We start from the raw sequence: 25,777 nt of genomic DNA, 5'->3' as shown, positions 1-25,777 counted from the left end.
ATTATCAATATGTTTTGCTTATAGCTTATTCCCAATGTTTAATCAGCCCGCAACTCCAGCAAAGCATCACGCAACTCGGCGGCCCGTTCGAATTGTAGATTCTTGGCCGCGTCCTTCATTTCTGCTTCTAGGCGCTGAATGAGGGATTGACGCTCCTTCTTGGAAAGTTTACCCGTCTCATTAGGAAGGTAATCATTCTTGGACTCTGCCGTCTTGGTTGCTTCAATGACATCACGAATCTTTTTACGGATGGTTTGCGGGGTAATTCCATGTTCTTCATTGTATTGAATTTGAATCGCACGGCGACGTTCCGTCTCCTTGATCGCTTTATCCATAGAATCGGTAATCTTATCGCCATACATAATAACACGTCCGTCACTATTCCGTGCTGCCCGCCCGATCGTCTGAATCAGAGAGCGCTCAGAACGCAGGAAGCCTTCTTTGTCCGCATCCAAAATCGCAACCAGCGATACTTCCGGCAAATCGAGACCTTCCCGCAACAGGTTGATCCCGATCAGCACATCGAAGGTTCCCAGACGAAGATCCCGCAAAATGGCCATCCGCTCCAAAGTCTTAATCTCAGAGTGCATATATCGAACTTTGATGCCCACTTCTTTTAAGTAGTCAGTCAAATCTTCAGCCATTTTCTTCGTGAGTGTGGTGACCAGTACCCGTTCTTCACGTTCTATGCGCTGCCGTATTTCATTAATGAGATCGTCAATCTGCCCTTTGCTCGGACGCACCTCAATAATAGGATCAAGGAGACCGGTAGGACGAATAATCTGCTGCACCATCGTATCGCATTTTTCCATCTCATACGGGCCTGGAGTAGCCGATACATAGATAATCTGATTCACTTTATCCTCGAACTCTTCGAACTTCAGCGGACGGTTATCTAAGGCAGATGGCAAACGAAAACCATGTTCAACCAGCACATTTTTACGCGCTTGGTCCCCGTTATACATCGCACGAATCTGCGGCAATGTAACATGAGATTCGTCAATGACGATCAGCATATCATCTGGAAAATAATCCAAAAGAGTATATGGTGTCGCTCCGCGCTCGCGGAATGTCAGTGGACCCGAGTAGTTTTCGACACCGGAACAAAAGCCAACCTCTCTCATCATCTCGATATCATAGCGGGTACGTTGCTCCAAACGTTGCGCCTCTAACAGCTTCCCTTGTTCCTTCAGCTCTGCTAACCGCTCTTCTAGCTCACGTTCAATGTTAACCAATGCTACCCTCATCGTATCCTCATGAGTAACGAAGTGAGATGCCGGGAAAATGGCGATATGCTCACGTTCACCGATCAATTCACCTGTAAGCACATTAATTTCGGTAATCCGTTCAATCTCATCTCCGAACAGCTCTACCCGGATCGCGTTTTCTCCATGGGAAGCCGGGAATATCTCAACAACATCCCCCCGTACACGGAAAGTACCCCGCACGAAGTTGATATCGTTCCGCTGATATTGAATATCGACCAAGCGGGACAAAATCTGATTGCGGGGTTTCTCCATGCCGACTCTAAGCGAGAGCAGCAAGCTTGAATATTCTTTCGGGGAACCCAAACCATAAATGCAAGAGACACTCGCTACAATAATAACGTCACGACGCTCAAACAGAGAGCTTGTGGCTGAGTGGCGAAGTTTATCAATCTCCTCATTGATGCTGGAGTCCTTCTCAATATACGTATCGGAAGAAGGGATGTACGCTTCCGGTTGGTAGTAATCATAGTAGCTGACAAAATAATCGACGGAGTTGTTGGGAAAGAATTCTTTAAACTCACTTGCCAGTTGAGCAGCCAAAGTCTTGTTATGTGCAATAACCAGCGTAGGCCGATTTAGCTTGGCAATGGTCTGAGCGATGGTATACGTCTTACCTGTTCCCGTAGCACCCAATAGAGTTTGATGCTTCTTTCCTTCTGCAATTCCCTCTACCAATTCAAAAATGGCCTGGGGTTGATCGCCTTGAGGTTGGAATTCCGACTGAATTTCAAAAGTCTTATCGCTAACAACGATATCACTCATTGCCCTGCATCACCCTTATCGTCTAAAATGTAAACATCATGTTTTTACACTAATCGAGCTTTAACGTCTTTGCCTGTAATTCTATGTCGATATTTCCCGAGCAATGATACTTGGGAAATATGGTTGAATAAGAATGTTTGTTCCCGTATTATACCTCTTTCTTACTGTGGATGCAAACGATAAGTCTTGAATAGGAGTGAATTAAATTTTGGATATCACCATCGTATTGGGCATCATCGCCGGAATCATAGCATTAATCGGTGGCTTCTTATGGGAAGGCGGCGAATTCACAGGGCTGCTACAAGGCACATCAGCTCTGATTGTATTTGGCGGAACTTTCGCCGCAGTTGTAATCAGTTACCCTGCCTCCAAGCTGAAGACGATACCCACCGCTCTGCGGATGGCTTTTAGTCGTGAGGATAATCCTACGGAGCAATATATAGAGGATTTGGTTTCCATGGCCGCCACCTCCCGCCGATCCGGTGTGCTTGCGTTAGAACGTATATCATCAGAGCATCCGAATGCATTTTTGCGGGAAGGTCTTCAACTAGTCATTGACGGCACTGAACAGGAACAGATCAAGCAAATTTTAGAACTAGAGTTAGATGCTATTGGGCACAAACATGAGGGGTACGCCAAAATATTTGAATCGGCAGGTGGCTATGCCCCTACGATGGGGATTATCGGTACGGTCATGGGTCTGATCCATGTACTTGGCAGCCTAACCGAGCCTACTGCGCTCGGACCGTCGATTGCTGTGGCTTTTATCGCAACATTATACGGCGTTGCTAGCGCCAATCTGATCTTTCTGCCCATCGCGTCCAAAATAAGAGCAGCCAGTGAAAGTGAAATTATTACGATGGATTTGCTGCTGCAAGGTATTCTGGCTATCCAAAACGGAGAGAACCCTAAGCTTGTACGCAAGAAGTTGGAGTTTTTTATCCGCTCAGAGCAAAATATAGATCGCAAACCGCCTCGTCGCTCACGTACAGAGAGCGCTACTCCAAAGGAGGACTTCCATGAGAGCGCGCGCTAAGCGCCGTGGGCGTCAAGGTGGCGGCGGAGACCAACGAGATCGTTGGATGATTACCTATGCCGATCTGATCACCCTGCTGCTTATTTTTTTCGTCGTGATGTATGCCATGAGCAGTCTGGATGCTAAGAAATACGACGTCGTTGTTCAATCCCTCCAGGATACGTTCCACAAGGGAGATTCTATTTTAGAACAAGGCTCGGGCATTACAGGGACTGCCGATCGTTATACCAGCAAGAATCCACCCGCGACGAAGCAACCGGCCTCTAATAAAAAAGAAGCGGGATCAACCAAGCTCACCGAGCGTGAACAAGCATTTCGCAAGCAAGAAAAAGAGCTGCAAAACCTAATGGGTGTCATTCAGGAATATATTACAGACAACAAGCTACAAAACCAGATTTTCGTATCCGATCAACCGCGTGGCATTGTCATTACGCTGAATGACCGCTTTCTATTCGACCAAGGCAGAGCGGCACTCAAGCAGGGTTCTGCAAACACGTTATCCAAATTAGCCAGTCTATTTCGAGATTTGAAAACACCGATTAGCATTGAAGGTCATACGGACAACATTCCATTTACGCGTTCCTCTAACTCGTCGACCTACAAGGACAACTGGGAGCTTTCCGGCGCTCGGGCACTGTCTGTACTCCGGTTCTTTATCGACCGAGAGCAGTTATCCCCATCAGGCTTCCAGTATGCGGGTTATGCAGATACCCGTCCGGTTGGTGACAATAGCACCGAAGCAGGACGACAAAAAAACCGCCGTGTCGAAATCACTGTGCTGCGCCAGCTACAGCAGTAAAACTCAAAAACCTCCCCATTCACGCAATAACGTGCATGGGGAGGTTTTTTTAAGATGTATCATCATGTTACGTGGCTTCCGCTCTGATGTAGACGCAGAACAATAAACTGTACGAACAACGTGGATAAGGGCGGCGTACAAGATGCAATAGAGATTATTTTGTTTATGCTATATCTCACTATGTATTAGAAGCCAAGGTGAAGTTAGGTTTTATCTTGTCATGATGCTTGATGTTAATAAGATAGGACGAGCTCGTGTTGCTTTTCTTGTATCTGTGAACTTTGAAGTACGCTCTGTTGTCTACGATAGCTATATTTCCAGTCGCTGTACTTATTAAGGAGCCGATCCAACTCCATAGACTTGGTCAACACCCGTCGATCCTTCAATCCCACCTCTTTCGCCAAATCATTTAATTCTTTTCGCTTTTCTTCGATGCACTCCTCCAATTGTTGCCATTTCACATCAATAAACCTCCTGTTCGGTGTGGTATTTACATTAGTTTACAAGCTGATACCTTCCCCGCAGGTTAAAAATATAATAAAACCCATTTCATCCCTTTAACGGAATGCATCAAAAAAACAGCCTAAGAACGGCTGTTTTTTTGGTTGAGTCCATTTAGTTGGAAAAATCCCTTAGTTTCAGTTAGATGCAGAATGAATTTTTTTGAAATTTTACCCACCTCTACCGTGACTTGAAACTGTAATCTGTGAACCATTACCAATTGTAATATTATGCAAATAGGACAGATTCCCAATATTACTGACTACTATTAGAGAAAGCAAAAGCGAAAGAAAAACCTTCTTCATCTTTGCACACCCCCTTAATAATAGATTTATAAATCTCAATTTGTATTTCGTCACATAAAGCTCTAAGATTTTCGAAGAAAACCATACTTTGAGCAAAACTCTCCACATTTTTAAGAAAGAATGATGTCTGGATACATTGTAAAATAGCATTTATTGCATCCTTGTGTCTCTTGTTTCGACTATAATAAATGGCTAATTGAAAATTAAAATTATAATAATCATCCATAAATATTACATCCTGAGTACTTCTAAAAGTATCAATAAACTTGATAAATTGATCTAAAATGCTGTCAACTGTGAAGAAATTTCTGTTAGCCGATTCTAAAATGTTCACAAGCCCTGGTAATATCTCATCATTATTGTTTTCTAATAAATTTACATATTGAGGGAGTACAGATGTATCTCCTAACAGTAAATCAAGTGTATAAGAGTTCCCCATAGACCATACCTTAAACTTTTCCACTTCTCTTTTCCCAACGGTGTCTAAACCCTCAAACCAACTTAGATCGGCATACTCAGCAACAATTTTTTTCGCCTTCTCATAGTCGCCAATTTTTTGTAAGGCATAAGCTTTCATAAGTAATCCTTGCCCATAATAAACTACTAAATGTCGTTCGGTTTTTATCGGTACATAATTCCTGTTTTTCCGAGCCCTTCTTTTATTTTCCTCTTCATATATAATTTTAGATTGTTCCCAAAGCTCATCACTATGTGTAATTGTTTCTTGCCATTTATGTAGCGAGGAATATATATTTGTTAGGTGCAATAAGCCGTCTAATTGATGACACTCTGGCAACCGAAAACGAAAAGGCTCAAATTGAATAGCTGCCTTTAGATTTATTTCAGTATTCTCACCAATTTTTGCACGAAATAATTTATAATGACTGATCGCCAAACGTTCTGAGTGCTGATACTTTTCATTTTCAATTACACACTCATAGAAAGGAATTGCCTCCTGTAGCTTTCCTCCATCATATAACTCCTCTGCCAAAGCAAAGATTGTTGGAATATGGTTAAGATCCTCCATTAATCGGGATAGTACTTTCTCCACACACCTCAGGTTTCCTACTTCTACACAGCGTATAAGGAACGGCTTAACTCTTTTCCAATGAGGTCTTCCATCATAAAAACATTCATCAACATATAGGTCATATAGCCAGCCCTCCGGATAATTAAGCGCTTTAGTAATCAAGTCCATTTGTCGTACGGAGATAGGTTTAGGTGGATTTCCGTTAAGCATAGCACTAAAAATGCCTCGGTTAAGTCCTGTAGCTTGTCCAAAACTATTAAAAGTGTAGCCACCAAGTTTTAATTCTCTCTCAATTTCCGAACGAATTGTGGTTGTATTTTCCAATAAAAACACCCCCGACTTATTCAGATGATTTTTAAAAAAATCACCCTCCTCGACAATCAATTACAATATACTAGAAATTATATGAATAAATTGGATGGAGGTCAATCCTTTATTCTACACCATTTCAATATATTATGGAATTTAATGTGTATAATAATCCACCAATCCTAAAAAATCATGTGTTGTTAGCAGAAACATCTGATTCAACAAGCTCCTATATCGGCAAGTTGGAGCGTGGTGAGATCAATGTACAAATTAAAAATTTGGAGAAAATTGCCGAGGCACTCAACACAAACGTTTTTGCATTTTTTGACCCCAATCCATATGTAGAACTCTAAAGTCAGCCCTAGATATGGGGAAAGCATTTATATTTTTTCACAAGAGAGTGAAGCAGAGCAAAATAAAGCTTATCGTATACTAAAGGAACTTTTTACAGAGAGTGAGCTTCTTAAAGATAACTCCGATGATTCCAAAGACAAGAGATGAGTTTAATATTTTTTTAAATTTGTTATATATTCTACGAAGAATAAAAAAGACTAGGTACTTTTCTACTTAATAAGTAAAAAAGTACCTAGTCTTTTTTGTGGTTTAAGGAATCATCTGGTTTACATTATGCTGTACTTCTTCAAGTAATTTTTCATATTCCTCCCGTTGTACGTTCGTAGAATGATCTTTATACTTTTCAAATAATAATGTAATAGACTTGATATAGTAGGCTTTATCATTCAATTGAGAAGATGCTTTGAAGCTTTTCAACATAGCATCCATGGCTTTCAAATAAGCTTCTTTATTAAAATAATAGCGACTAAGCTCAAGAAAAAAACGAGAATAAGTGATCAGATTATAATTCGTATGATAGTAAGAAATATTGGTATTTAATTCTCTGAATTTATCAATTTTTTCGGCAAAGAGAATTAAAATTTCATCTATTGGATAATTGTAGGCATTAGCTGACTCAACAATAGTCAATAGCCCGTGTAATATCTCTTGCGGGTTATTTCTAAGAAGCTCAACATAGGCTGGTAAACTATCCATTTTCCCCATTAGAATTTCGAGACTTAACTTGTTTGCTTTCGCCCACATTTTAAATTTTTCTGCCTCTATCCTCCCTATATCGTCAAGCCCTTCAAAACCAGTTAACTCTGCGTAATAAGGAATAAAATCCAGGGCCTTTTGATATAACCCTTGTTTCTCGTAGGCATTTCCTTTCAATAAAAAGGATTGACCATAATACACGATTAGACGCCTTTCTGTGTTTAGTGGCTTAACTTCACGACTCTTCAATTTTTCTCTGACCTGCTGTTGATAGATATTCGTAGCTAGTACTCTTAGTTCTTCAGCATACTGTATAACCGTCTCACAATCATCAAGTTGAAAATAGGCATTAGCCAATTTTAATAATGCATCTAATTGGTAATTATCGGGAAGGTTTCTTCGAAACGGAGCAAACTTTATAGCTGCTTGACGATTATTATCCAAGTCAGTATTCAGAGAGTTACAAAACAATCTGTATTGACTAATAGCCAACCGCTCCGAGTAGTAATATCTTTCGTTCTCTATCACACACTCGTAAAAAGGGACAGCTTCGTTTTCCTTCCCACCTTCGTGCAATTCTTCTGCAAACTCAAATACTGTCGACACATAGGACAAATCCTCCGTTAGTCTCGACAATACCCTTTGAATACACTCCTTCCTCCCCAACTCCACACAACGCAATAAAAAAGGTTTAATCCGTTTCCAGTGCCCTTTCCCCTCGTGAAAGCATTCATCTATGTACAGCTCATACAACCAGCCTTCGGGATATCCTAATGCCTTAGTAATCAAGTCCATCTGCCGAACGGAGATTGGCTTGGGTGGGTTACTGTTCAGCATGGTGCTGAATGTACCACGGTTAATACCAGATATTTTACTAAAGCTGCTAAATGTATATCCCCTTTGCTTTAGTTCAGTCTCTATCGTCGAGCGGATCGTAGGTGTGTGTTCCATTTCAATCCCCCTCAATATAGTGCAGATATAATCGTAAGTCATACTTAACATGTGATTTCGCTCGTAAGAAATTCATTTCATTACAAAATAATTAAAATAGTGAAATATATGGTCTATAAAGTCATTTTATTTTATGATGCCTTAGAAAGCAGCCTTTTTTTTACGAATTCCGTGATAATTGAAAAGTTGAATGAGGTGCATGTGGAGAAGCATTAAAAGCAAACTTCAAGTTTTTTTATTTGAATGTCACAAATGCATATCTTTTTCAGTTATATAGGCAGAAGGGAGGGACGTTAATGGAAAAACTAAATACTGATACTCAAAACGCAGATATCAATCTTGTCATAGAGCAGATCCAAGCAGGCGACAAGCAAGCATACACACATATCATACGGCGTTATCAACAACAGATCTTTTTATACTGCTACTATTTACTTAAAAATCGTGAAGAAGCGGAAGATGCTGCTCAAGAAATATTCATTAGAGGGCTAGAACATATACATCATTTTGTACCTACCGTCTCTTTTTCAGCTTGGCTTTACAAAATCGCTCAAAACCACTGTACTGACTTATTAAAAAGAAACGCTAGAACATTCAAATCCTTCATTCAGTACAAACTGAACCTAAAGCAACAGCCAATATACGAATATACAAATTTAATCCACGAGTTACTGGATCAGCTAACATTAAAAGATCGCCAGATTTTATTATTACGTTCGCTTGAGGATTACAACTACGAAGAGATTGCTACAATTATGGGGCTAAAATCGTCCACGATCCGAAAAAGATATGAGCGACTCCGTAAAAAGCTAATCAACTACAATGAAAAGGGAGGAAAACAAATTGAGCACTCATTTAAACCCGGAAGATAAAGAAATTGAGCACTTACAAAAGCTTATTCGGAACACCCCTTTCCAAGTAGATTTAATTGATAGAACTATGGAACGCTATAATACAATGAAAACAAGACACTATAAACGCTCTAACTCCCATTCGAAGAGGGTTCGCAATACCTTTCTCGGAACCTCCGCTACACTTGTAGTAGCGTTTGCACTTGTCGTTAGTACTGGATTTATTTCACCAACAATGGCTGCGTCCTTGAAACAAATCCCAGGTATAGATTCTATATTCCAGCTTGCTGGTGATCTTGGTTTACAAACAGCAGACGAAAAAGGGCTAGTATCAAAGCCAAATCTTAGTGATACTCACGATGGCCTGACTCTCAGCGTACCAGAGGTCATGTTTGATGGAACACGTGTATCCATTGCCTTAGAACGACAAACCACTGACAAAAGATTTACAAAGGAAGCAGTATCATCACTGATCAACGATATAATACTTACTATTAACGGAAAAGAAATAAACTCTTATGCACCTGCTAATACAAGCAACTCCATTGATCCTTATATGATTCCTGGAAAAAGCTCCAACTCAGTAATTATACAGTTCTCAGATTTACGTAACCAGGGAGGGAAATCCTTTCCAGATAAGTTTGATTTAACACTTTCCATGCCCGTAGCAGGGGTTCAACAACCGTTCAAAATTCATATCCCTGTCGAGAAGAATACTAAAAACAACATAGTACAGACACCTGGCCTTAAGCGTCAGTATGAGAAAATTCATTATACATTGGAAAAGATTGAGCTGACCCCAATTACAACTAATATAACTACACGTATTGAATTACCCAAACCCCTAAAAATCTCTAGTTTACCTTTACTAAGTTATGAACTTTACGATGATAAGGGAAATGAAATAAAACAAATCTGGGGCAGAGGTTGGAGTGCAACAGACGGTAATGTTCAAATGACTGATTCTCAGTTTGAACCCTTTATATCCCCTCCAAAAGTTATTACTATTAAAGTTTATAAAAACATTTTTAAAGAAGGGAATAAAAGTCAGTTTGAATTGGATAAGGACGGTAACCCAATAAAGGAGTATTTCCCTGATCTAGAGATTAGCTTACCAATAAACTCATAAAAATAGCTGTCGAGAGGAATCTCGACAGCCTCAGTGAAGAAAGTGAAAATATATTTCTCTTTCTTCACTAGCTTATCTTTTAACTATAAATGTATAAACGCCTAACTTGTCACCATTAGATTTATATGCCGCCACTTGGGCTGTACCATAACCAATAACTGTAGCTTTATTACCAGTGAGCTTAATAACGTTACTTCCATACAAAAGCATCCAGTTTGAACCTTCCATGTAGTAGTCACTTCCCATACTAAGAGGTACTTCTGTGTCTTGTAGTTTAATAGGTGCCTTTTCTCCGTTAGCAGGCACAAATGTTACTTTCACTGTGGCTGGAGCTCCAACAGATATTGTTGAACTTACTGGTGAAGCCGAAGCTACTCCCCCTAAAGATAAAGCTAACGCGGAAATTGATAGTGCTAAGATCGCTCTTTTCATTTGTCATTTCTCCTCTTTAAGTATTTGTACTGATTAAACATTAGACTTCCAAGCAATTGTAGACAGTAGACATTATCAAAATACGAGTTATTTCATTTTTTTCATCTCCTTCCTTCTAATTAATTCCAGTCTAATTCTTGATGTGTTACAAAAAGAATAGAAATAAACATATCATTTCATTTTTTACAAAATAATCATATATGAGTTTTCTCGTATAAAAAAAGAGCAGATGGGATATAAATCCCCTGCTCTTATCAGCAATGTTATTTAAATAAGTTTAAACTGGCGGCAGCTCCCCATCAGCGCAAAATAAAACAGTTGACTGCACATGTGCCGTACATCGAACGTTTATCTTAGTTGGCTGTCGGTTCAGTTCCCCAAACAAGTACGCCATTATGGTACAAGGTAGCTTTCATATGATCGGCATATGAGGTTTGCGTGCCTTTATACGAATAATCGTCACTTTCGTTATAGTTTGACCAGTCTGTTTTGTGAATACGGGTTTGGATTTCGCCCGTGCTTCCTCCAGGTGCTAACACGCCTGCATCCGAATTGAAACTGACTTCCAAATAATAATCGGCACCGGTTGCAGCCTTCTCCATTTTAACCAGTTTACCGTTCAGCTTTGAGCAGCTCAGCGTCGCATAGTCGCAGTTGAAAGTCTGCTCACGGTCACCGTCGATTGTGTAGTAGTAGCGAATTTTCAACTCGTTGATCGGTATGGAGGTTGTGCCTTTGTTTACAATTTGGAATTGCGGATTGAGGTGATTATCGTTCACCTTAGTATCTGCTGTGCGATATTGGAGCAGCAGTCCCGTCGTCGGCTGCTGAGTATCCGCTTTCGGCATTGCGCTAGCCGTGTTCGACAGCGTCTGTCCTGTATCGTTCTTCGCTACGACCTGGTAGTAATACGTCGTGTCTGCTGTTACGGCTGTGTCGGCGTAGCTGCTTCCGTACACATCGCTCGCTACGGTGGCGAACGCGCCGTTTTCAGTCGTCGAACGCTTCACTTCATAGCTTTTCGCATTCGCCGATGCTGTCCAGCTTAGCGATACTTTCGCCGTTTCACCCGCAGCGTTCAGCGTGAAGCTGCCCGGTACGGACGGCTGCTCAGTAATGCCATACGTTTTTAAGTTCGTTGGGAGCTCATCCAGCGTAATGACGTTCGGATGATTATACACTTTTTTCAGATGCTCAAGGCTGTTTTGTTTGCCGTCTCTCACAAAATCTCCATACCATGTAGCGAACCAGCTCCAATGAGCTTGATACGCCTTCATCAAATCAGGGTCCGGGATCGGTCCATTTTCGCTCATGGCAACTAGCTTTTTGTCCTTGCCCAATGCAACAAGGTCTTCGTATTTTGCAATTTGCGGGCTGTAATCACCGGCTTGCGGATAAGAGTCAAAGCTCAAAATATCCACATACTCGTCTCCCGGATACCAATCTGGAGCAACAGAATTCCATACCCAGATCAGATTGTTCAATTTGTGCACATTCGTCAAACGGTCGTGCATTAAAATATACAGTTTTTTAACAGGCTCAGGACCTTTGGCGCCCCACCAGAACCATTTGCCTTCCGCTTCGTGCAAAGGACGGAACAGGACAGGAACCTTCGCATCCTGCAACTTCTTCAATTGCCCTGCAATCACATCGATGTCGCGAATAAGTAATTTATAATCCTCAGACTCTGGATGATTCATCGCATATTCTATATCGAATGTGGTCGAATCGGCATAGAAGCCTCTCCACCATTCTTTTCCCTGCGTATCGATCAGACCTTTCGGTGCGTTCCAGTGCCATGCAAAGGTAACGATCCCCCCTTGCTTATCCCATGCAATCGCCTTTTCTGCCTCTGTGGAACTAAGACCGTGTTCCGCTCTGCTTGGCGAATAGTCGATCAGGTCAAGCGCTGCAATCGCCGGCTTTTTACCTACATTAGCTTGAAGCCAATCAATTTCATTTATTTCCTCTTGACCAGAGAGCATATTCTTCCCGTATTGATCAACCAGGTAGTTCATCAATGCTTTTGCTTCTACCGTCGCATTCGGATTAGTGAGCGTTTTGGTTACCGCATGGGGTGGGCGATCAGCAGCAGGCTCCAGCCTGACGTAGTCGATATCGTACCAGCCCCAGCCTGTTTCAAAACCGATCGTATTCGCGCCTGCATTCAACAGCACCTTGCCTCCGGAAGTTTCTTTAAAATCAGTCGTTTTCTTAAGCAACAGTTCGCCAAACGCTTTGCCGTTTAATGAGAAATTGGTGCGTTTGTCATCATGAGGAGAACGGTAGCCGATTGTAAGATTGTACAAGCCTGCCGTGGGAGCCTGAATCGTCATCGTCAGAGAATCCCCTGGATTGTGGAAATTCGTTACATAACCAGTACCGGAGTAGCCGGTCCCGCTGGATTCCACAATGGTTCCCTTCAGCGCGCCTTCTTCGGCTTCATAGCGAGCGGGACCGTTTACAGGCGTCTTCGGAACCGCTTTCAAAATATTAGATTCGCTCGATCCCTTATTGGTTTTGGCGGTTACTTTGTAATAGTATGAAGTACCGTTTGTTACGTTAGTATCCGTATAAGACGTTTCGACCAAGTTGGATGCTACAGCAGCGAAAGGGCCGTTTTCATCTGTTGCCCGCTGTACGCTGTAACCTACAATTCCGCCGGAAGCGTCCCAGGACAAATGGACTTTCCCATCACCAGCCTCAGCTTTCAGCTTAAAGCTTTCAGGACCTTCCACTGGAGACGTGTCATTGCCAGTAGTCAGCACAATGTGATATGCCGTCAAAGGCGGTACGGTATAAGTAAAACGGTTGCCTGAAATTTGCGTAATTGGCGCTGCTTCTTTAATTTGCGAGCTGTTTTTATCGAACCCCCATACTTTACCGGAACTGTAAGTCTTCGCGCCGGAAAGATCAAATTGGGCGTCGAATGCGCTGTCCATGCTTTTATTCATGACAACGAGGTGCAGTTCTTTGTCGGATGCATTCGTTACGGAAGCGTGGACCGAGCTATTGACAATATCCGATGTTTGCGCACTAACACTGGTATCACCGAAAGTAGAGTTTTTTCCGTCATAATTGCGATAAAGCTTGTAAGCGGCACTAACGTAGTTGTTGACACCATCCTTTAGCTTCCAGTAGTTTGCCATATAAACATCATTTTTGCCCAAGATACCCAGCACATCGGTCATCGCAATCCCGCCGGAAATATCATTTTCGCCGCCATAGCTATACTCGGTCATTGCCAGCTTGGTTCCCGGATAATATTTATCCACCGACTGCTTCAATCGAGGTAGTATGGGCAAAAACTCGCTGTTCCATTGAGCGATCCAACTATCTTCCTTATAGGTCGGGTCCCACAAGGTGCGAGGTGCCTGCATTCTGGCTTTCTTCGTTTCGTCATTGCCTACCTCATTCGTAATTCGTATGCCTCCGCCCATCGCTTCGGGATACCAGTGTACGTCGAATACATCCAGCAATCTCTTGCCTTCGGCTTGCGAGCTAAGGCGCATTTGATCCAGGTAATAGTCTACGAACCAGCTATAATTGCCTTTTACAGAGTCCCAATCAGGTGCAGTTTGAAGATCTTTATAGGCGCCAAATCCGTAAAGAACCGGCCCAAAAATTTCTGCACCTGCGTCAATCGCTTTCACAGCTTTGGATAAACTGACTGACCGGTCTACCAACTCTTTCGCTCCGACTTTTTCACCATGAATGCGTGGGTGCGTATGCGACCAGAGAGCGGGTTCATTGTCGAGCGCATATCCTTTCACACCCGCCTTCGTTGAGGCAGCACCGTACTTGTTCACTAAAAAATGGACGAACTCATCCACATAGACCCGATTGTCATTCAGATCAGGCTGTAGTTGAAACGGCGCATTTTTGGCGTTTACAACCTGATTCCAGCGAGCGGAAGGGGCTTTTTCGCTTTCCTGCACACTGCCGTTTCCATCCTTGGCCACGTAGCCGGCCATCGGTAACGTAACTAAAGAATAAGCGCCTAGCTTCAGCGATTGATCTTGAAACGAAGTCGTCACCGCTCCCGGTTTTTCGCATTCTGCTCCTGTCAGGCCACCGTTATTACATAAAAAGTTATCGCTGGATTGCTGCCAGTCACTTCCTGCATTGGACATATTGTTTTCCCAGTTGTATCCGGTCATTCGATTGCCACCAAGTCGTCTGGCGGCCATATTTTCATCGCCTGCCAAATCCTGATTCGTACCGTATATATAAGGACTAATAGGCTTACGATCCTTGGATGTATCTACTTTAATGGTAATAGTTTTTGCCGTTTGACCGTGAACTACAGTTGGAGCTGGTAGAGCCCCTCCTACTAGCATTGTGCATGCCATGACGACAGGCAGCCATTTGGAACGTTTGAACAAAAGATTACTACTATTTTTCGCCCTCATACCGCTTTCCTCCTTTACATTTGAAAAGAGCAGCACCCCATACGAGTGCCGCTCCATCAGGCTTTAAGGCTCCTGATTCCTAACGAGTTAATCGTTCCGGTACAGCGTCTCGAAGCTCCAGGTATTCAGTTGATTACACTCTCCTCTCCGTCCGAAATTCAGAATTGCTCGGATCTTCAAATGTTGTAATACAGCTTTGCTATACGTTCTACCGACCAAATCTTCATATCGAACCATTTATGGGACGTAATGTCCATATACATAGATTATTCCATATATCCATATAGCAGAACATTGACTAGAGTTAACTTATTAAATAACTTTATAGCCTGAGTATAGAAAAAAGCCCCTTAGCCAAGGGGCTTTTTTATCTCTACCGTACTTTATCCTTTTGAATAAGCTCATAGTAAATTCGTGCAGGCTCGGCATCTCCAGTAGATAAAATGTATTCTGCTAAAGGTGCACACAGCTTTTGGAGATAGAAGGAGTACAGCAGTTCAGCCGTGTCAAAATGAATGTTCAACACTCGTTTCATCAGTTCTTCAAATTTGTTATAATCCAGTTCTTCCGGGCTAATATCAAACGGGTATTCTGGAAAAGCTTTTTTCTGAATTTCAACAAATTGTTCTTTAAGTTTCGGTTGATTGCCTGATCGTGCAGCTGAAAAATTCATCATAAAAAAAGATACAAAATCTGTCTCACGGTCGCTTAACCCATAATACTCACACCAGCGCATGAACATCAGCGGTTTTACCATATATAAATCTCCTTTAACAAAAGTTCAGATTTATTATGAATCCTACAAAAATCTAACAGGTTCCAACTTATGTAATATATAGGTTAAGCCCCATTTTAAAATATGATTCCTTAAAACAATTTTGCTATTTAACATATCCATTCTCTTATATTTCCATAAAAGTAGGCAACAAAAAAGACCGTTTCAACATCTTAATGATGCTGACCTAGTCTTCTCATAATCATCCGCATATGGATATTCGTATTTATTCTAATCTCCTACATAGCTGAAGGGTCACAGGCTGCAAGTGAACACATAGGCTGGCGGAACATTATAGTTCACCTTTTTAATCTGGATATCTGCAAAAAAAGTACGGAAGAAATTGTGCTTAACCTTGCTGTACTGGAACGTAATAAACTTGCCCTCCTGGCCTAGTACCTCGGCCGTTTGTCCCAAAATAAGGCTTGATAACGCAGCGGGTAAGCTGGTAAAAGGGAGCCCCGATACAACATAATCCACTTTCGAGACATGATACTGTTTCATATACCGCGCTACATGCTCGGCCGATCCATGAATAATGTGTACCCTCTCCAAGTGTCCGTATTTGCTTTGTAATGTTTTATAAAACGATTCATTAGCTTCAATCACTAACAGTAACGTTTCTGGACGCTTGTTCAAAATCAACTCCTGCGTAAACACACCGGTCCCTGCCCCATATTCAATAATGCATGAGGCTTTGTCAAAGTAAATCGGTGTGGCAATTTGCTTGGCCAGCTGTCTTGAACTGGGTATAACAGCGCCTACGCTGCGTGGGTGCCTGATGTACTCTCGAATAAAGTGAATCGCGTTCATCTTTTCCTCTCCCTGCTTGACACACATGATAGGCATTCGGTTCATCAAAGGTTTCCATTACATATTCATTGTATACCGATGAGAATATTGATTTCAAGCAGGCTGCTGTCGCCATATACAAAAGAGGTAGCCTTATTCGATTCTAATCAAATAATGACTACCCTCTTGTTGTAATATCTATTGATCCATGGTGTCCAAATGCGTACTCTCTGCCTTGGATGCTTGTCCCGCTTTACGTCGTCGTGCGCCTATGTGCATGGCCACAATTCGGTAGATGGAGGCCGGTTGTATGGATACGGCCCAGCCTGCGTGTTCATCCGGTGCAAGCACGACCCCTAGCTGGTGATGATCGCCATCGTACATGCCTCGCTGTACAAACTTGCTCTCACCTTGCAGATTGCGTACCTCCAGCTTACAAAAAGCAGAGTTGATCCGCAAGGCCTGGTGCAGCTCGGCACGGCTGTTCACAACCATGCCATTCACACGATAAATGGCCTCGCCTGGTAGTATGCCCATGGCTGTCGCCGGGCTATCTGGCAGCACAGCGAGAACACGCATCCCTTGCTCTGGATGTACAAACATCGGGCTAAGACGGCTTTCCTCTATATTTCCGTACCAAATCAGCGCCTCATGGGCCAGGAAGGAAAATAACGCTGCCAGCAAGATTAGCGGACTCCACCAGGCCGCTAACAGGCTTAGCAGAAGCAAAGCCACACTGTACAGGAACAATCGGTTCGAAGTGAGTACTGCCTTCTGTCGTGGTAGCTGGCCGAGCGTCACACTGCTAAAGCCCATCAGGACTGGCAGAGCTGCTAGCATATACCCCATTCCGGCATCGCCGCCGAACAAAGGTGTCCAGGGAAGCATGAATCCTCCCTGAGCGGGTACCAGCAACAGCAACGGAATGGGCCAGAGATCTTCCATACGATAGCCACCGACCAACCTCCCCCGTTTGCCCTCAACAAACAGTGGCGTAGCTGCCTTTCCTCCTTGCCAGCGAACCAACAGCGCTTCAGCCACATGCAGCACAGCAACGAGCACTAAGAGTGCTGGAATATCCAATCCGCGGATAGCCGCTACCGATGTCCCGAGCGCTCCCCCAGGCTGCCAGCCACTGGCTACGTTTAGAAAAAATTGAACTACACCTAGCAGACCTACCGAATAAGCAAGACACAGGTAGCGGACGCGTACCAACATGAGCAATAATGTGGCTATCCACAGGCACACGATGGAAGTCGGGTTTAGATGCACGCTGACGAACATTCCTAGAGCGGATAGTGCCATCCCGGCAAGCAAGCCGCTCCATACGACACGCCCGGTCTCTGTAGCCCAGCTATGAATTCTAGTATGAAATAGCTTGCGCTCTAGTAGCATTTGCCGACGATAGCCAAGCGCGACAATGAGTATCGAGATATAATAAAACGGCTGCAAAAGCAGATACAAGCAAGCATTCAAGACGCTCCATCCCCATTGTAATGCCCATTCCAAGTCCATTCACACTCCTTATGCCCCTGGCCCGCTATATAGCGGATCACGTACATTTCATATCCATTTATTCTATATGAAATTGCCAACGTAGGGAAGACAAACCGACAGACTGCAAATAAATCCCAATAACAAAGGAGGCTGTTTCCAGCCCCCTTGTTGTAGCCTCACTATTATTTCGCTGCGCTTGTCTTCATTTCCTTCCGAATCTCTTCAATCCCCTGCTTGAGTTGATTATCATTTTTCGGATCGCGAATTTTTTCAATCAGCTTGGCTTCCATTGCTGCTGCTGTCTTGGCATCAATGATGCCGTTAGCCGTCAGCTTCGCCTCTTTTTGGAAAGCCATAACAGAACTTTCAGTCACTTTGTCAAAATAGCCGTCCTCGCGACCTGGTCTGTAGCCCAAGCCTTGCAGAATGATTTGTGCATTTTTTACATCACTGCTATTCATATTGTATTTCAAGGATTTTTCCTTGTTCAGCGGTGCGGCCGTGAAGTATTCAGGCTGATCCACCGCGATATCCGGCTTAATCCCTTTTTTATGAATCCATGTTCCGTTTGGCGTTAGCCACTTGGCAATCGTGATTTTGAGCAGGCTACCGTCACCCATTTGCTTGTCATAGCTGGTTTGTACAGTACCTTTACCAAAGGAGTTTTCCCCGATCAACACTGCGCCAGCGGATTGCTGGAGAGCACCTGCCAGAATTTCGGACGCACTTGCGCTACCTTTGTTCATGAGCAAAGTCACCGGATAATTTTTGCGCGAACCTTTGGATTTTTCTTCCTCACGTTTCTGATTTTTATCTTCAACTTGTACAATCGTTTTGCCGGAAGGTACAAATTGCTCTGCAATATTAATAACGACAGAAAGCACTCCACCCGGGTTATTACGCACGTCAATGACGAGTCCTTTAAGCCCTTGTTTTTCCAGCTTGGCTAACTCTTCCTTGAAGCGTTCTGCCGTATTTAAGGAGAACTGGGTGATCGTAATGACACCTACACCGTCGCCTTCCATATGAGCCGTTACAGTTTCCATATCAATGTTGTCACGGGTAATCGTGTATTCAAGTGGATCCGGAGAACCGTTACGCTGAATTTTGACTTTTGCCTGACTGCCCTTTGGTCCACGAATTTTGGAAACGGCCTTGTTCAGATCCAATCCGTCCAGTGTTTCACCGTTAACAGACAATATAATATCCTTAGCGCGTAGACCCGCCTTCTCAGCCGGAGAGCCTTTAATTGGTGTGACTACGACTACTTTCCCGTTTTCAGCCGCTACTTCGGCTCCAATCCCAGTAAAAGAACCTTCTATGGATTGCTCGAACTGCTGTGCAGTTTCTTTACCCATATAAGAGGAATATGGGTCGCCAAGCGACTCCATCATCCCATTGATGGCGCCATCCACCAGCTTGGTGCGGTCCACATCCTGATAATACTGTCCCTGAATTAAGTCCATCGCTGTCTCAATTTTGCGGATATCACTTCTGGAAGAGGAACTACTTCCTGTCACACTCGCCAGCAGTCCTTCGCCCAGAGCGCTGTTCCCAACTGTGGTTGTTCCAGTATAAGCAAAAGTGAGCAGACTGCCGCCAAGCAGCCCGATCACCATCAAGAGTACCGCTGTACTTTTTTTCAACATCTAATCGTCCACCGCCTTCTCTTTATCTTGTATCCTATTTCCTCACAACGCATCCATTCACGAAGTATACGTCTAGCTTGTACGGAATATGTTAATTGTATCCTACTCCGTGTTTCAATGCACATGTTCTTCATTGGATATGAACCATTAAAGCAAAACCCTATCTACAACCGGATTGGTTACAAATAGGGCTTACCTTATCTATTATAAATAGTTCATCGGATTTACAGGTTTGTTATTCTCGCGCACTTCAAAATGACAGTGAGGTCCTGTGGAATTCCCCGTCGAACCCACTTCCGCAATTTTTTGACCACGTTTCACCGTTTGCCCCGTATGAACTACCGTACCACCGTTGCGAATATGTCCGTATAAAGTCCATAGTCCGTCTCCGTGATCAATGACAACCGTGTTCCCATACCCGCTCCACCATTCAGCAACAATAACAACACCATCTTCAGCTGCATGAATATCGGTTCCCTGCGGAGCCGCCAGATCAATACCTGTATGGCCTTTAAGCTTGCCTGTTATCGGATGTACCCGCATGCCAAAAGTAGATGAGAGTCGGTAATGGGCTACAGGCGTAGCCAAAGTACCTGATCCGCCTGTATACGTACTGGCTGCCGTATGACTGGGATTCGAGGCGGCGCCTGAGGATGAAGATGCATATCGCTTAGCTGCAGCTGCACGTGCAGCCGCTCTAGCGCGTGCTGCTTTGGCAGCCTGCTCCGCTCTGAGCTTGTTCTTCTCCTGCACAAGAGCCACACGTTTGTTCGCGAGGGCTACCAGCATATCGTTTTGCTCTTCACTGATTTCATCGGATTCAGCAATATCATGATCGTAGTTGGCAATCAGTCTTTGCTTCTCTTTTTCCTTCGAATTCAATTGAGCTTTGGCGTCCTGCTTGAGTGCATACAACTTCTTGGCATTTTTATATTCCGTGTCGAGCTGCTTCTTCTTGCTAACGACCAGAGCCTTGTCCTTTTTATGCTCGTCCAACAGAATTTGGTCCTGCTCCACGATCGTTTTCAGAGAATCCACCCGGCTGAGAAAATCACTAAAGCTGGTTGAGGACATAAGCACGTCCATATAGGATACCGTTCCATCCGTATACATGAGACGCACTCGAGTTTCCAGCATTTTTTCCCGCGAATTGATGCGATCAATCGCTTCGGCTAAATCTTTTTTAGTTGCACGCAGATTATCTTCCGTTTGATCGATCTGAACCGCTACACGAGTCAGCTGATCACTGACGCTGTTAATTTGAGCAAGTACCGTTTTCAGGTTTTGCACGGTTTTATTTTTATAATGCTGAGCATACTGTTTATCTTGAGCAGCCTTTTGCTGCTGTTGCTTTGCAGATTTGGCTTGCTTTTCTAATTGGTTCAGTTGCGAATTGATTTCACTTACGCTTTTGGCATATCCGTCAGAAGGCTGGATTAGCAATGCAGCTACCAACGTAGCAGCCAACACAGATCCTATTTTTTTCAACTTGCACTCCCCATCCTTTATCGCAAAATAACACCGGGCTTCCCCGTTCTATTAAATCGACCACGACGTTCCACCAAATGCTTCTTAGACTTTCAAGAACTTGCGCATGGACAGGGTACTGCCAATAATTCCGACCAGCATCCCCAAAATAACCAGCAGTGCACTCAGCTGAATCCAAATGCCTTCAAGCGGCATAAGCTTCAACATATTGAGAGCGATATCTCCTTGAACGGCTGTCAGCAAACGCTGATAGCCTGTAAATAAAATTCCTACAGTAATAAGAGAACCAATAAGACCAATAAGGGCGCCTTCGATAAAAAACGGCCATCGTATGAAAAAGTTGGTCGCACCGACCAGCTTCATAATGCTGATTTCTCTGCGTCGTGCCAATATCGTTACTCGAATGGTATTCGAGATTAAGAACATAGACATGATCGCCAGTCCGGCGACAAATATAAAACCAACATTGCGGATCAGCTTGGTAATGGTAAAGAGTGTCTCTACAGTGCCTTTTCCGTAACGAACCTTTAAGATCGGTTTTTCGGGATGCAATGTATTCAGTTTCTCAATTTTCTCAGCCACAAATGGAACCGTCGTTGGTTCAATAACCTCTACCACGATTTTGTCCGGCAGTGGATTGCTGTCTTTGTCAAAGCCCTCTAGCAGATCCTTACCACTGTCTCCCAAATCTTTGCGAAGCTCCTCCAAACCTTGAGCTTTCGTCACAAAGGTCGTTTTGCTGATCTCCGGCATTGCCGCGATTTCCTTTTGCAGTGTTTCACGCATGCTCTGATCGACATTGAGCTCCAGAAATACGTTAACTTCCACCTGACTATCTGCTTGATCAGCCAAGGAGTTGACGTTAAGCACCAGCATAATAAACACGCCCAGTATGAGCAGTGACACAATAATTGAGGTGACGGATGCTACGGACATCCAGCCATTGCGGAATATGTTTTTGAAACCTTCCCGCATATGACGCAAGAAGGTATTAAAAGTCATATCCGTACTCCCCTCTTACCTGGTCTCTTACGATATTGCCATTTTCGATGGCAATGACGCGTTTACGCATGGAGTTCACGATGTCCTTATTGTGTGTCGCCATCACAATGGTCGTACCCCGAAAATTAATTTCATCCAGCAACTGCATGATCTCCCACGATGTTTCGGGGTCCAGATTCCCCGTCGGTTCATCAGCAATGATGACCGAGGGATTGTTCACGATGGCCCGTGCAATCGCTACCCGCTGTTGCTCCCCACCAGAAAGCTGGGCAGGCTCACGATTCATTTTTTCTTTCAAGCCAACCAATTCGAGCACTTCTGGAACCCGCTTGCGGATCAGCTTCTTGGGAGCCTCTATAACTTCCATAGCAAAAGCCACATTTTCATAGGCTGTCAAACGCGGCAAAAGCCGGAAATCCTGAAAAATGACTCCGATGTTACGACGAACGTAGGGAATTTTGCGCTGCTTGAGCTTCCCAATATTAAAACCATTGACTGAAATTTGTCCCTTGGTCGGTACTTCTTCTCTATAAATAAGCTTCATAAAAGTCGATTTCCCCGCTCCAGACGGGCCGACTACGTATACGAATTCATTACGGTCAATTCTGACCGATACTCCTTGAAGTGCGTGGGTCCCGTTCGTATAGGTCTTCCACACATCCTGCATTTCAATCACTCGATCACTTCCCGCTGCTTAATCATGTTACGTATAACCTATTATCCATTCGACATATTCCATGCATTTCCTTTAAAAACTTCTGTATTTCATCATACCGTTTATCATTGTAACAAATTTGTTACCTAAATAGTACCGAAAGTTTTCTGCTTTTGGCACATATATATGAATATTATGGCACACGAAATGCTATCAAGCTTATCAGACAGGAGACATCTGCATTATGAAAAAAATTCATTTATCTGTCATTTGGATATGGTCTGGTGTTCTGGCGCTGGCTATGTTGTGGGGAGGACTTCATCTGTACGCCGATAGACAAACACTACCGGAGGGAGTGCGGATCGGAGGAGTCAACGTAGGCGGCATGGATAAAACGGACGCTCTTCGACTGGTGGAGAAAAAACTGGATGCATTGAAGCAGCGCCCTCTGCTCTTCACGGACAGTGACAGCAGTGCACAGGATATAAAGCTAACACTCGGAGAAGCAGGGTTCAGTTATAAAGCGGAGGCATTCCGAAATGCGGTAAAGGCACTCAGCGCGAAGCATCTATGGACTCGCGTACAGACACGTTTTAGCTTCGAGAAGGAATGGTCTATCACACCTTTCCAGCAAGAGAAGATCTTAAAATCCCAATTTGGAGCTGATTGGGAGGAGCAACGATACGGCATGCCTATCAATGCGGTGCGTCAGATTGATGCAAACGATCAGGTTCGTTATATTCCGGGACGCTCTGCCCGGCGCCTAGATTGGCCCAAACTGGACGTCGTAATGAACCAGGCACTCCCCAAGGATTTTACGGCTTCTGAGGAGCCGATCCGGGTGGAATTACCGTTCTACCAACTGGAGCCGAAAATTACAGTCGACAGTCTGCGCAGCGAAGGTATAGAGCGAAAAATCACCCAGTTTTCCACCAGTCTCGGCAGCAGTTCGGAAGGACGTGTGTATAACGTTAATTCAGCGGCAAGCACCGTCGATGGTTTAATTCTCAAACCGGGTGACATATTCGACTACGGCCAGGTGATTGCCAAGGCTGAGCGCACCCATGGCTTTCGTGAGGCTCCAGTGATCGTGAACGGACGGCTGGAGTCCGGTATTGGCGGTGGGATTTGTCAGGTATCCAGCACGGTGTATAATGCAGCGCTGCGAGTCGGCTTGGACATTGTCGAACGCCGTAACCATTCCTTGCCAGTCAGCTACTTACCCAAAGGTCAGGATGCGACTTTTGCTACAGGGTCCATTAATTTTCGTTTTAGAAATAATACCGGCAAACATTTACTCCTTCGCGCTGTGGTCCAAAATCGAACGCTTACTGTTAAAATTTTTGGTACATTCCCATCCAATATTTCGTATGAACTTGAATCTCACACCGTTCGCGTACTGCCTATACCGGTAAAAAGAATACGTAATGACTCCCTATCTCCCGGCTTCTATCAAGTCATTCGACAGGGCAAAGAAGGGTATGTGGTAGAAACATTTCGAATAAAAAAGGTAGATGGAAAACCCGTCGAGCGCACCCGAATCAGCCGCGATACGTACCGAGCCCAGCAGCGCATTATAGCTAGTTATGGCGGTAGCACATCGTCTGAGCCACAAACACGCGAACTGGAGAAACCTATTGTGGAAGATGGCATAAGCGAATAAACGAAAAAATCCCCCTTCACTACTGGCTGGATTGGTTCCAGACAGAGTGAAAGGGGTTTTTTTTATTTCTAAATTACTCGCTGCGTTTACTCAAAACCGAAATTTCTACAGGCTCACTTTCATGGCCGTCTGTATCTTTAGCTTTGATCACCAGTCTAACTGTCGCTTTTTGAGTAAGCACACTGATGCTAAATGTGCCGTCATCTTTGGCTACTGCACTGCCGATAGGCAGATCGTTGGAATAGGCAGTTACTGTGGAACCTGCTTTTGCTGTTCCTGTAATTGTACCTTCACCATCGTACACATCGTTGACTTTCAGTGCATTCGAAGTAGCATCCGCGTCAGTAGCTGTGTCTGTAGTGTTGTCTGTAGTCGTATCGGTATTTGTAGTTGTCTCTGTTGTTGTAGAGTTGTCTGTAGTAGTCGCAGACGTGCTATCTGTGCTAGTACTTGTGCTGCTATCTTCTGTTTCAGTTCCAGAAGTAGTCGACGTATTACCGTAAGTGGAATCTGTCACGTTACCGTACGTGGAATTCGTTACCGTTCCACCAGGAGTCGTGGTCAGATTATCGACAGAGCTCAGGTTGTACCCGGATGCAGCATCCAGAATAGCAACCGCCTCTGCACGAGTCAGCGGCTTCAGCGGCTGGAATTTACCATTCGGATAACCGTTGATGATTTTTTGCTCCGCAGCTGCCGCTACACTTTTCTTCGCCCAAGATCCGATTTTGTCGGAGTCAATGAATTTAGTAACATCTGCTGCGTTACCCGCAGTCAGCCCAATAGCTTTGCCAATGATCGCAGCTGCTTCCTGACGAGTTACCTTACCATTTGGTTTGAGCTTGTTATCTGCATAGCCGCTTATGTAGCCTGCATTCACGGCACTTGTCAGTTCGTTGTATGCCCAGTGGGATGCCGGAACATCTGTGAACGTTCTGCTTCCATTACCGTTTACCTTCACACCGCCTGCATACGTTACGTCTGTCACTGCTGGAAGTTCCTGCGTGAACGTTCCCAAGCTGCGGTTCAGAAGAACGATAAATTCTGCGCGTGTGATCGCCGCATCCGGTTTTACCGCTCCATTCAATTGCCCTGTAGCTGACCAGCGTTGCACCTGATCTCCTGCCCAATGGCCACTTGTAGTTTGAGGAGCAGCTGCCGCTGCGCTGAATGCGCTAAGAATAAGACCTGTGCTCAGTACACCTGTAATTGTGTTCCTTAACTTTTTCCCCATGCTATAAATTCCTCCCTCAGATTGTATTCATCAATCTTTTTTAAACACTTTACCAGAAATCAAACCCAAATAACCCCTAAATTAAAAAAATCGTCCCATATAACCATACCCCCTCCTAATGTAGGATAAAAAAGAAACAGGACTTAATACCTAGCCATTCACTTGGATATGTATATTTGGACAGGTC

General features: G+C 43.9%; 20 protein-coding genes. 6 read left to right on the top strand and 14 right to left on the bottom strand.

Annotated features, from left to right (window positions below):
- Window positions 1-38: 38 nt before the first annotated feature.
- Entirely contained in the window at window positions 39-2,030 is a 1,992-nt protein-coding gene (gene uvrB, locus ACXHJ2_RS00670; protein ID WP_013373322.1) for an excinuclease ABC subunit UvrB, read from the bottom strand.
- A gap of 208 nt (window positions 2,031-2,238) precedes the next feature.
- On the opposite strand from uvrB, the gene ACXHJ2_RS00665 reads away from it, so the two are divergent.
- Both ACXHJ2_RS00665 and ACXHJ2_RS00660 read left to right on the top strand, forming a co-directional pair.
- Complete coding sequence (locus tag ACXHJ2_RS00665) at window positions 2,239-3,066, top strand: flagellar motor protein (RefSeq protein ID WP_016324776.1); 828 nt, start codon at window positions 2,239-2,241, stop codon at window positions 3,064-3,066.
- Window positions 3,050-3,865: a flagellar motor protein MotB gene (locus ACXHJ2_RS00660; protein ID WP_013373324.1), complete on the top strand. Its 816-nt coding sequence runs from the start codon at window positions 3,050-3,052 to the stop codon at window positions 3,863-3,865. Before ACXHJ2_RS00665 ends, ACXHJ2_RS00660 begins: the two co-directional genes overlap by 17 nt.
- A gap of 233 nt (window positions 3,866-4,098) precedes the next feature.
- On the opposite strand, the gene ACXHJ2_RS00655 is transcribed toward ACXHJ2_RS00660, so the two are convergent.
- Together ACXHJ2_RS00655 and ACXHJ2_RS00650 are read right to left on the bottom strand one after the other, a co-directional pair.
- The gene (locus ACXHJ2_RS00655; RefSeq protein ID WP_013373325.1) at window positions 4,099-4,326 is read right to left on the bottom strand and encodes an aspartyl-phosphate phosphatase Spo0E family protein; all 228 of its coding nucleotides are present in this window, start codon (window positions 4,324-4,326) and stop codon (window positions 4,099-4,101) included.
- 295 nt (window positions 4,327-4,621) lie between these two features.
- Complete coding sequence (locus ACXHJ2_RS00650; protein ID WP_165079710.1) at window positions 4,622-6,025, bottom strand: DNA-binding protein; 1,404 nt, start codon at window positions 6,023-6,025, stop codon at window positions 4,622-4,624.
- A 134-nt stretch (window positions 6,026-6,159) separates the two neighbouring features.
- On the opposite strand from ACXHJ2_RS00650, the gene ACXHJ2_RS00645 reads away from it, so the two are divergent.
- A complete protein-coding gene (locus tag ACXHJ2_RS00645) occupies window positions 6,160-6,363 on the top strand; it encodes a helix-turn-helix domain-containing protein (RefSeq protein WP_238790993.1) in 204 nt (67 codons plus the stop codon).
- Window positions 6,364-6,613: 250 nt separating this feature from the next.
- Here the strand turns inward: ACXHJ2_RS00645 and ACXHJ2_RS00640 are convergent, their stop codons facing one another.
- A complete protein-coding gene (locus ACXHJ2_RS00640) occupies window positions 6,614-8,011 on the bottom strand; it encodes a helix-turn-helix domain-containing protein (protein WP_165079711.1) in 1,398 nt (465 codons plus the stop codon).
- A gap of 296 nt (window positions 8,012-8,307) precedes the next feature.
- On the opposite strand from ACXHJ2_RS00640, the gene ACXHJ2_RS00635 reads away from it, so the two are divergent.
- Together ACXHJ2_RS00635 and ACXHJ2_RS00630 are read left to right on the top strand one after the other, a co-directional pair.
- Window positions 8,308-8,883: an RNA polymerase sigma factor gene (locus tag ACXHJ2_RS00635; RefSeq protein ID WP_165079712.1), complete on the top strand. Its 576-nt coding sequence runs from the start codon at window positions 8,308-8,310 to the stop codon at window positions 8,881-8,883.
- Window positions 8,855-9,991, top strand: a complete 1,137-nt coding sequence (locus ACXHJ2_RS00630; protein ID WP_165079713.1) for a DUF4179 domain-containing protein — start codon at window positions 8,855-8,857, stop codon at window positions 9,989-9,991. Before ACXHJ2_RS00635 ends, ACXHJ2_RS00630 begins: the two co-directional genes overlap by 29 nt.
- 72 nt (window positions 9,992-10,063) lie before the next feature.
- Here the strand turns inward: ACXHJ2_RS00630 and ACXHJ2_RS00625 are convergent, their stop codons facing one another.
- From ACXHJ2_RS00625 to ftsE, 9 genes are all read right to left on the bottom strand, one after another.
- Complete coding sequence (locus ACXHJ2_RS00625; RefSeq protein ID WP_064797862.1) at window positions 10,064-10,423, bottom strand: hypothetical protein; 360 nt, start codon at window positions 10,421-10,423, stop codon at window positions 10,064-10,066.
- A gap of 353 nt (window positions 10,424-10,776) precedes the next feature.
- On the bottom strand, window positions 10,777-14,835 hold the full coding sequence (locus tag ACXHJ2_RS00620) for a glycosyl hydrolase (RefSeq protein WP_165079714.1): 4,059 nt from the start codon (window positions 14,833-14,835) through the stop codon (window positions 10,777-10,779).
- 373 nt (window positions 14,836-15,208) lie between these two features.
- On the bottom strand, window positions 15,209-15,592 hold the full coding sequence (locus ACXHJ2_RS00615) for a hypothetical protein (RefSeq protein WP_165079715.1): 384 nt from the start codon (window positions 15,590-15,592) through the stop codon (window positions 15,209-15,211).
- A 273-nt stretch (window positions 15,593-15,865) separates the two neighbouring features.
- Window positions 15,866-16,423, bottom strand: coding sequence for a class I SAM-dependent methyltransferase (locus ACXHJ2_RS00610; protein ID WP_165079716.1), 558 nt, complete (start codon window positions 16,421-16,423; stop codon window positions 15,866-15,868).
- A gap of 177 nt (window positions 16,424-16,600) precedes the next feature.
- The gene (locus tag ACXHJ2_RS00605; protein WP_165079717.1) at window positions 16,601-17,917 is read right to left on the bottom strand and encodes a PDZ domain-containing protein; all 1,317 of its coding nucleotides are present in this window, start codon (window positions 17,915-17,917) and stop codon (window positions 16,601-16,603) included.
- 164 nt (window positions 17,918-18,081) lie between these two features.
- Window positions 18,082-19,548, bottom strand: a complete 1,467-nt coding sequence (locus tag ACXHJ2_RS00600; RefSeq protein ID WP_165079718.1) for a S41 family peptidase — start codon at window positions 19,546-19,548, stop codon at window positions 18,082-18,084.
- A gap of 204 nt (window positions 19,549-19,752) precedes the next feature.
- On the bottom strand, window positions 19,753-21,036 hold the full coding sequence (locus tag ACXHJ2_RS00595) for a murein hydrolase activator EnvC family protein (RefSeq protein ID WP_165079719.1): 1,284 nt from the start codon (window positions 21,034-21,036) through the stop codon (window positions 19,753-19,755).
- Window positions 21,037-21,120: 84 nt separating this feature from the next.
- Window positions 21,121-22,038, bottom strand: a complete 918-nt coding sequence (ftsX, locus tag ACXHJ2_RS00590; protein ID WP_016822951.1) for a permease-like cell division protein FtsX — start codon at window positions 22,036-22,038, stop codon at window positions 21,121-21,123.
- Window positions 22,028-22,714 carry a cell division ATP-binding protein FtsE gene (gene ftsE, locus ACXHJ2_RS00585; protein ID WP_007432660.1) on the bottom strand — a complete coding sequence of 229 codons (687 nt, stop codon included), beginning with the start codon at window positions 22,712-22,714 and terminating at the stop codon, window positions 22,028-22,030. Before ftsE ends, ftsX begins: the two co-directional genes overlap by 11 nt.
- 223 nt (window positions 22,715-22,937) lie before the next feature.
- On the opposite strand from ftsE, the gene ACXHJ2_RS00580 reads away from it, so the two are divergent.
- On the top strand, window positions 22,938-24,356 hold the full coding sequence (locus tag ACXHJ2_RS00580) for a VanW family protein (RefSeq protein WP_165079720.1): 1,419 nt from the start codon (window positions 22,938-22,940) through the stop codon (window positions 24,354-24,356).
- Window positions 24,357-24,429: 73 nt separating this feature from the next.
- On the opposite strand, the gene ACXHJ2_RS00575 is transcribed toward ACXHJ2_RS00580, so the two are convergent.
- On the bottom strand, window positions 24,430-25,590 hold the full coding sequence (locus ACXHJ2_RS00575; protein ID WP_165079721.1) for an S-layer homology domain-containing protein: 1,161 nt from the start codon (window positions 25,588-25,590) through the stop codon (window positions 24,430-24,432).
- Window positions 25,591-25,777: the final 187 nt, after the last annotated feature.

This window comes from Paenibacillus sp. ALE3 (genome assembly GCF_054113405.1).
The sequence above is the reverse complement of the archived record's forward strand: the minus strand, read 5'-3'. Positions and strand labels throughout refer to the sequence as shown.

What these genes read in the sequence shown, in the direction of transcription:
- ACXHJ2_RS00580 (WP_165079720.1), top strand. Translation starts at nt 22,938, where the DNA reads ATGAAAAAAATTCATTTATCTGTCATTTGGATATGGTCTGGTGTTCTG.
- ACXHJ2_RS00620 (WP_165079714.1), bottom strand. Translation starts at nt 14,835, where the DNA reads ATGAGGGCGAAAAATAGTAGTAATCTTTTGTTCAAACGTTCCAAATGG.
- ACXHJ2_RS00660 (WP_013373324.1), top strand. Translation starts at nt 3,050, where the DNA reads ATGAGAGCGCGCGCTAAGCGCCGTGGGCGTCAAGGTGGCGGCGGAGAC.
- ACXHJ2_RS00610 (WP_165079716.1), bottom strand. Translation starts at nt 16,423, where the DNA reads ATGAACGCGATTCACTTTATTCGAGAGTACATCAGGCACCCACGCAGC.
- ACXHJ2_RS00625 (WP_064797862.1), bottom strand. Translation starts at nt 10,423, where the DNA reads ATGAAAAGAGCGATCTTAGCACTATCAATTTCCGCGTTAGCTTTATCT.
- uvrB (WP_013373322.1), bottom strand. Translation starts at nt 2,030, where the DNA reads ATGAGTGATATCGTTGTTAGCGATAAGACTTTTGAAATTCAGTCGGAA.
- ACXHJ2_RS00600 (WP_165079718.1), bottom strand. Translation starts at nt 19,548, where the DNA reads ATGTTGAAAAAAAGTACAGCGGTACTCTTGATGGTGATCGGGCTGCTT.
- ACXHJ2_RS00615 (WP_165079715.1), bottom strand. Translation starts at nt 15,592, where the DNA reads ATGGTAAAACCGCTGATGTTCATGCGCTGGTGTGAGTATTATGGGTTA.
- ACXHJ2_RS00605 (WP_165079717.1), bottom strand. Translation starts at nt 17,917, where the DNA reads ATGGACTTGGAATGGGCATTACAATGGGGATGGAGCGTCTTGAATGCT.
- ACXHJ2_RS00575 (WP_165079721.1), bottom strand. Translation starts at nt 25,590, where the DNA reads ATGGGGAAAAAGTTAAGGAACACAATTACAGGTGTACTGAGCACAGGT.
- ftsX (WP_016822951.1), bottom strand. Translation starts at nt 22,038, where the DNA reads ATGACTTTTAATACCTTCTTGCGTCATATGCGGGAAGGTTTCAAAAAC.
- ACXHJ2_RS00640 (WP_165079711.1), bottom strand. Translation starts at nt 8,011, where the DNA reads ATGGAACACACACCTACGATCCGCTCGACGATAGAGACTGAACTAAAG.
- ACXHJ2_RS00645 (WP_238790993.1), top strand. Translation starts at nt 6,160, where the DNA reads ATGGAATTTAATGTGTATAATAATCCACCAATCCTAAAAAATCATGTG.
- ACXHJ2_RS00635 (WP_165079712.1), top strand. Translation starts at nt 8,308, where the DNA reads ATGGAAAAACTAAATACTGATACTCAAAACGCAGATATCAATCTTGTC.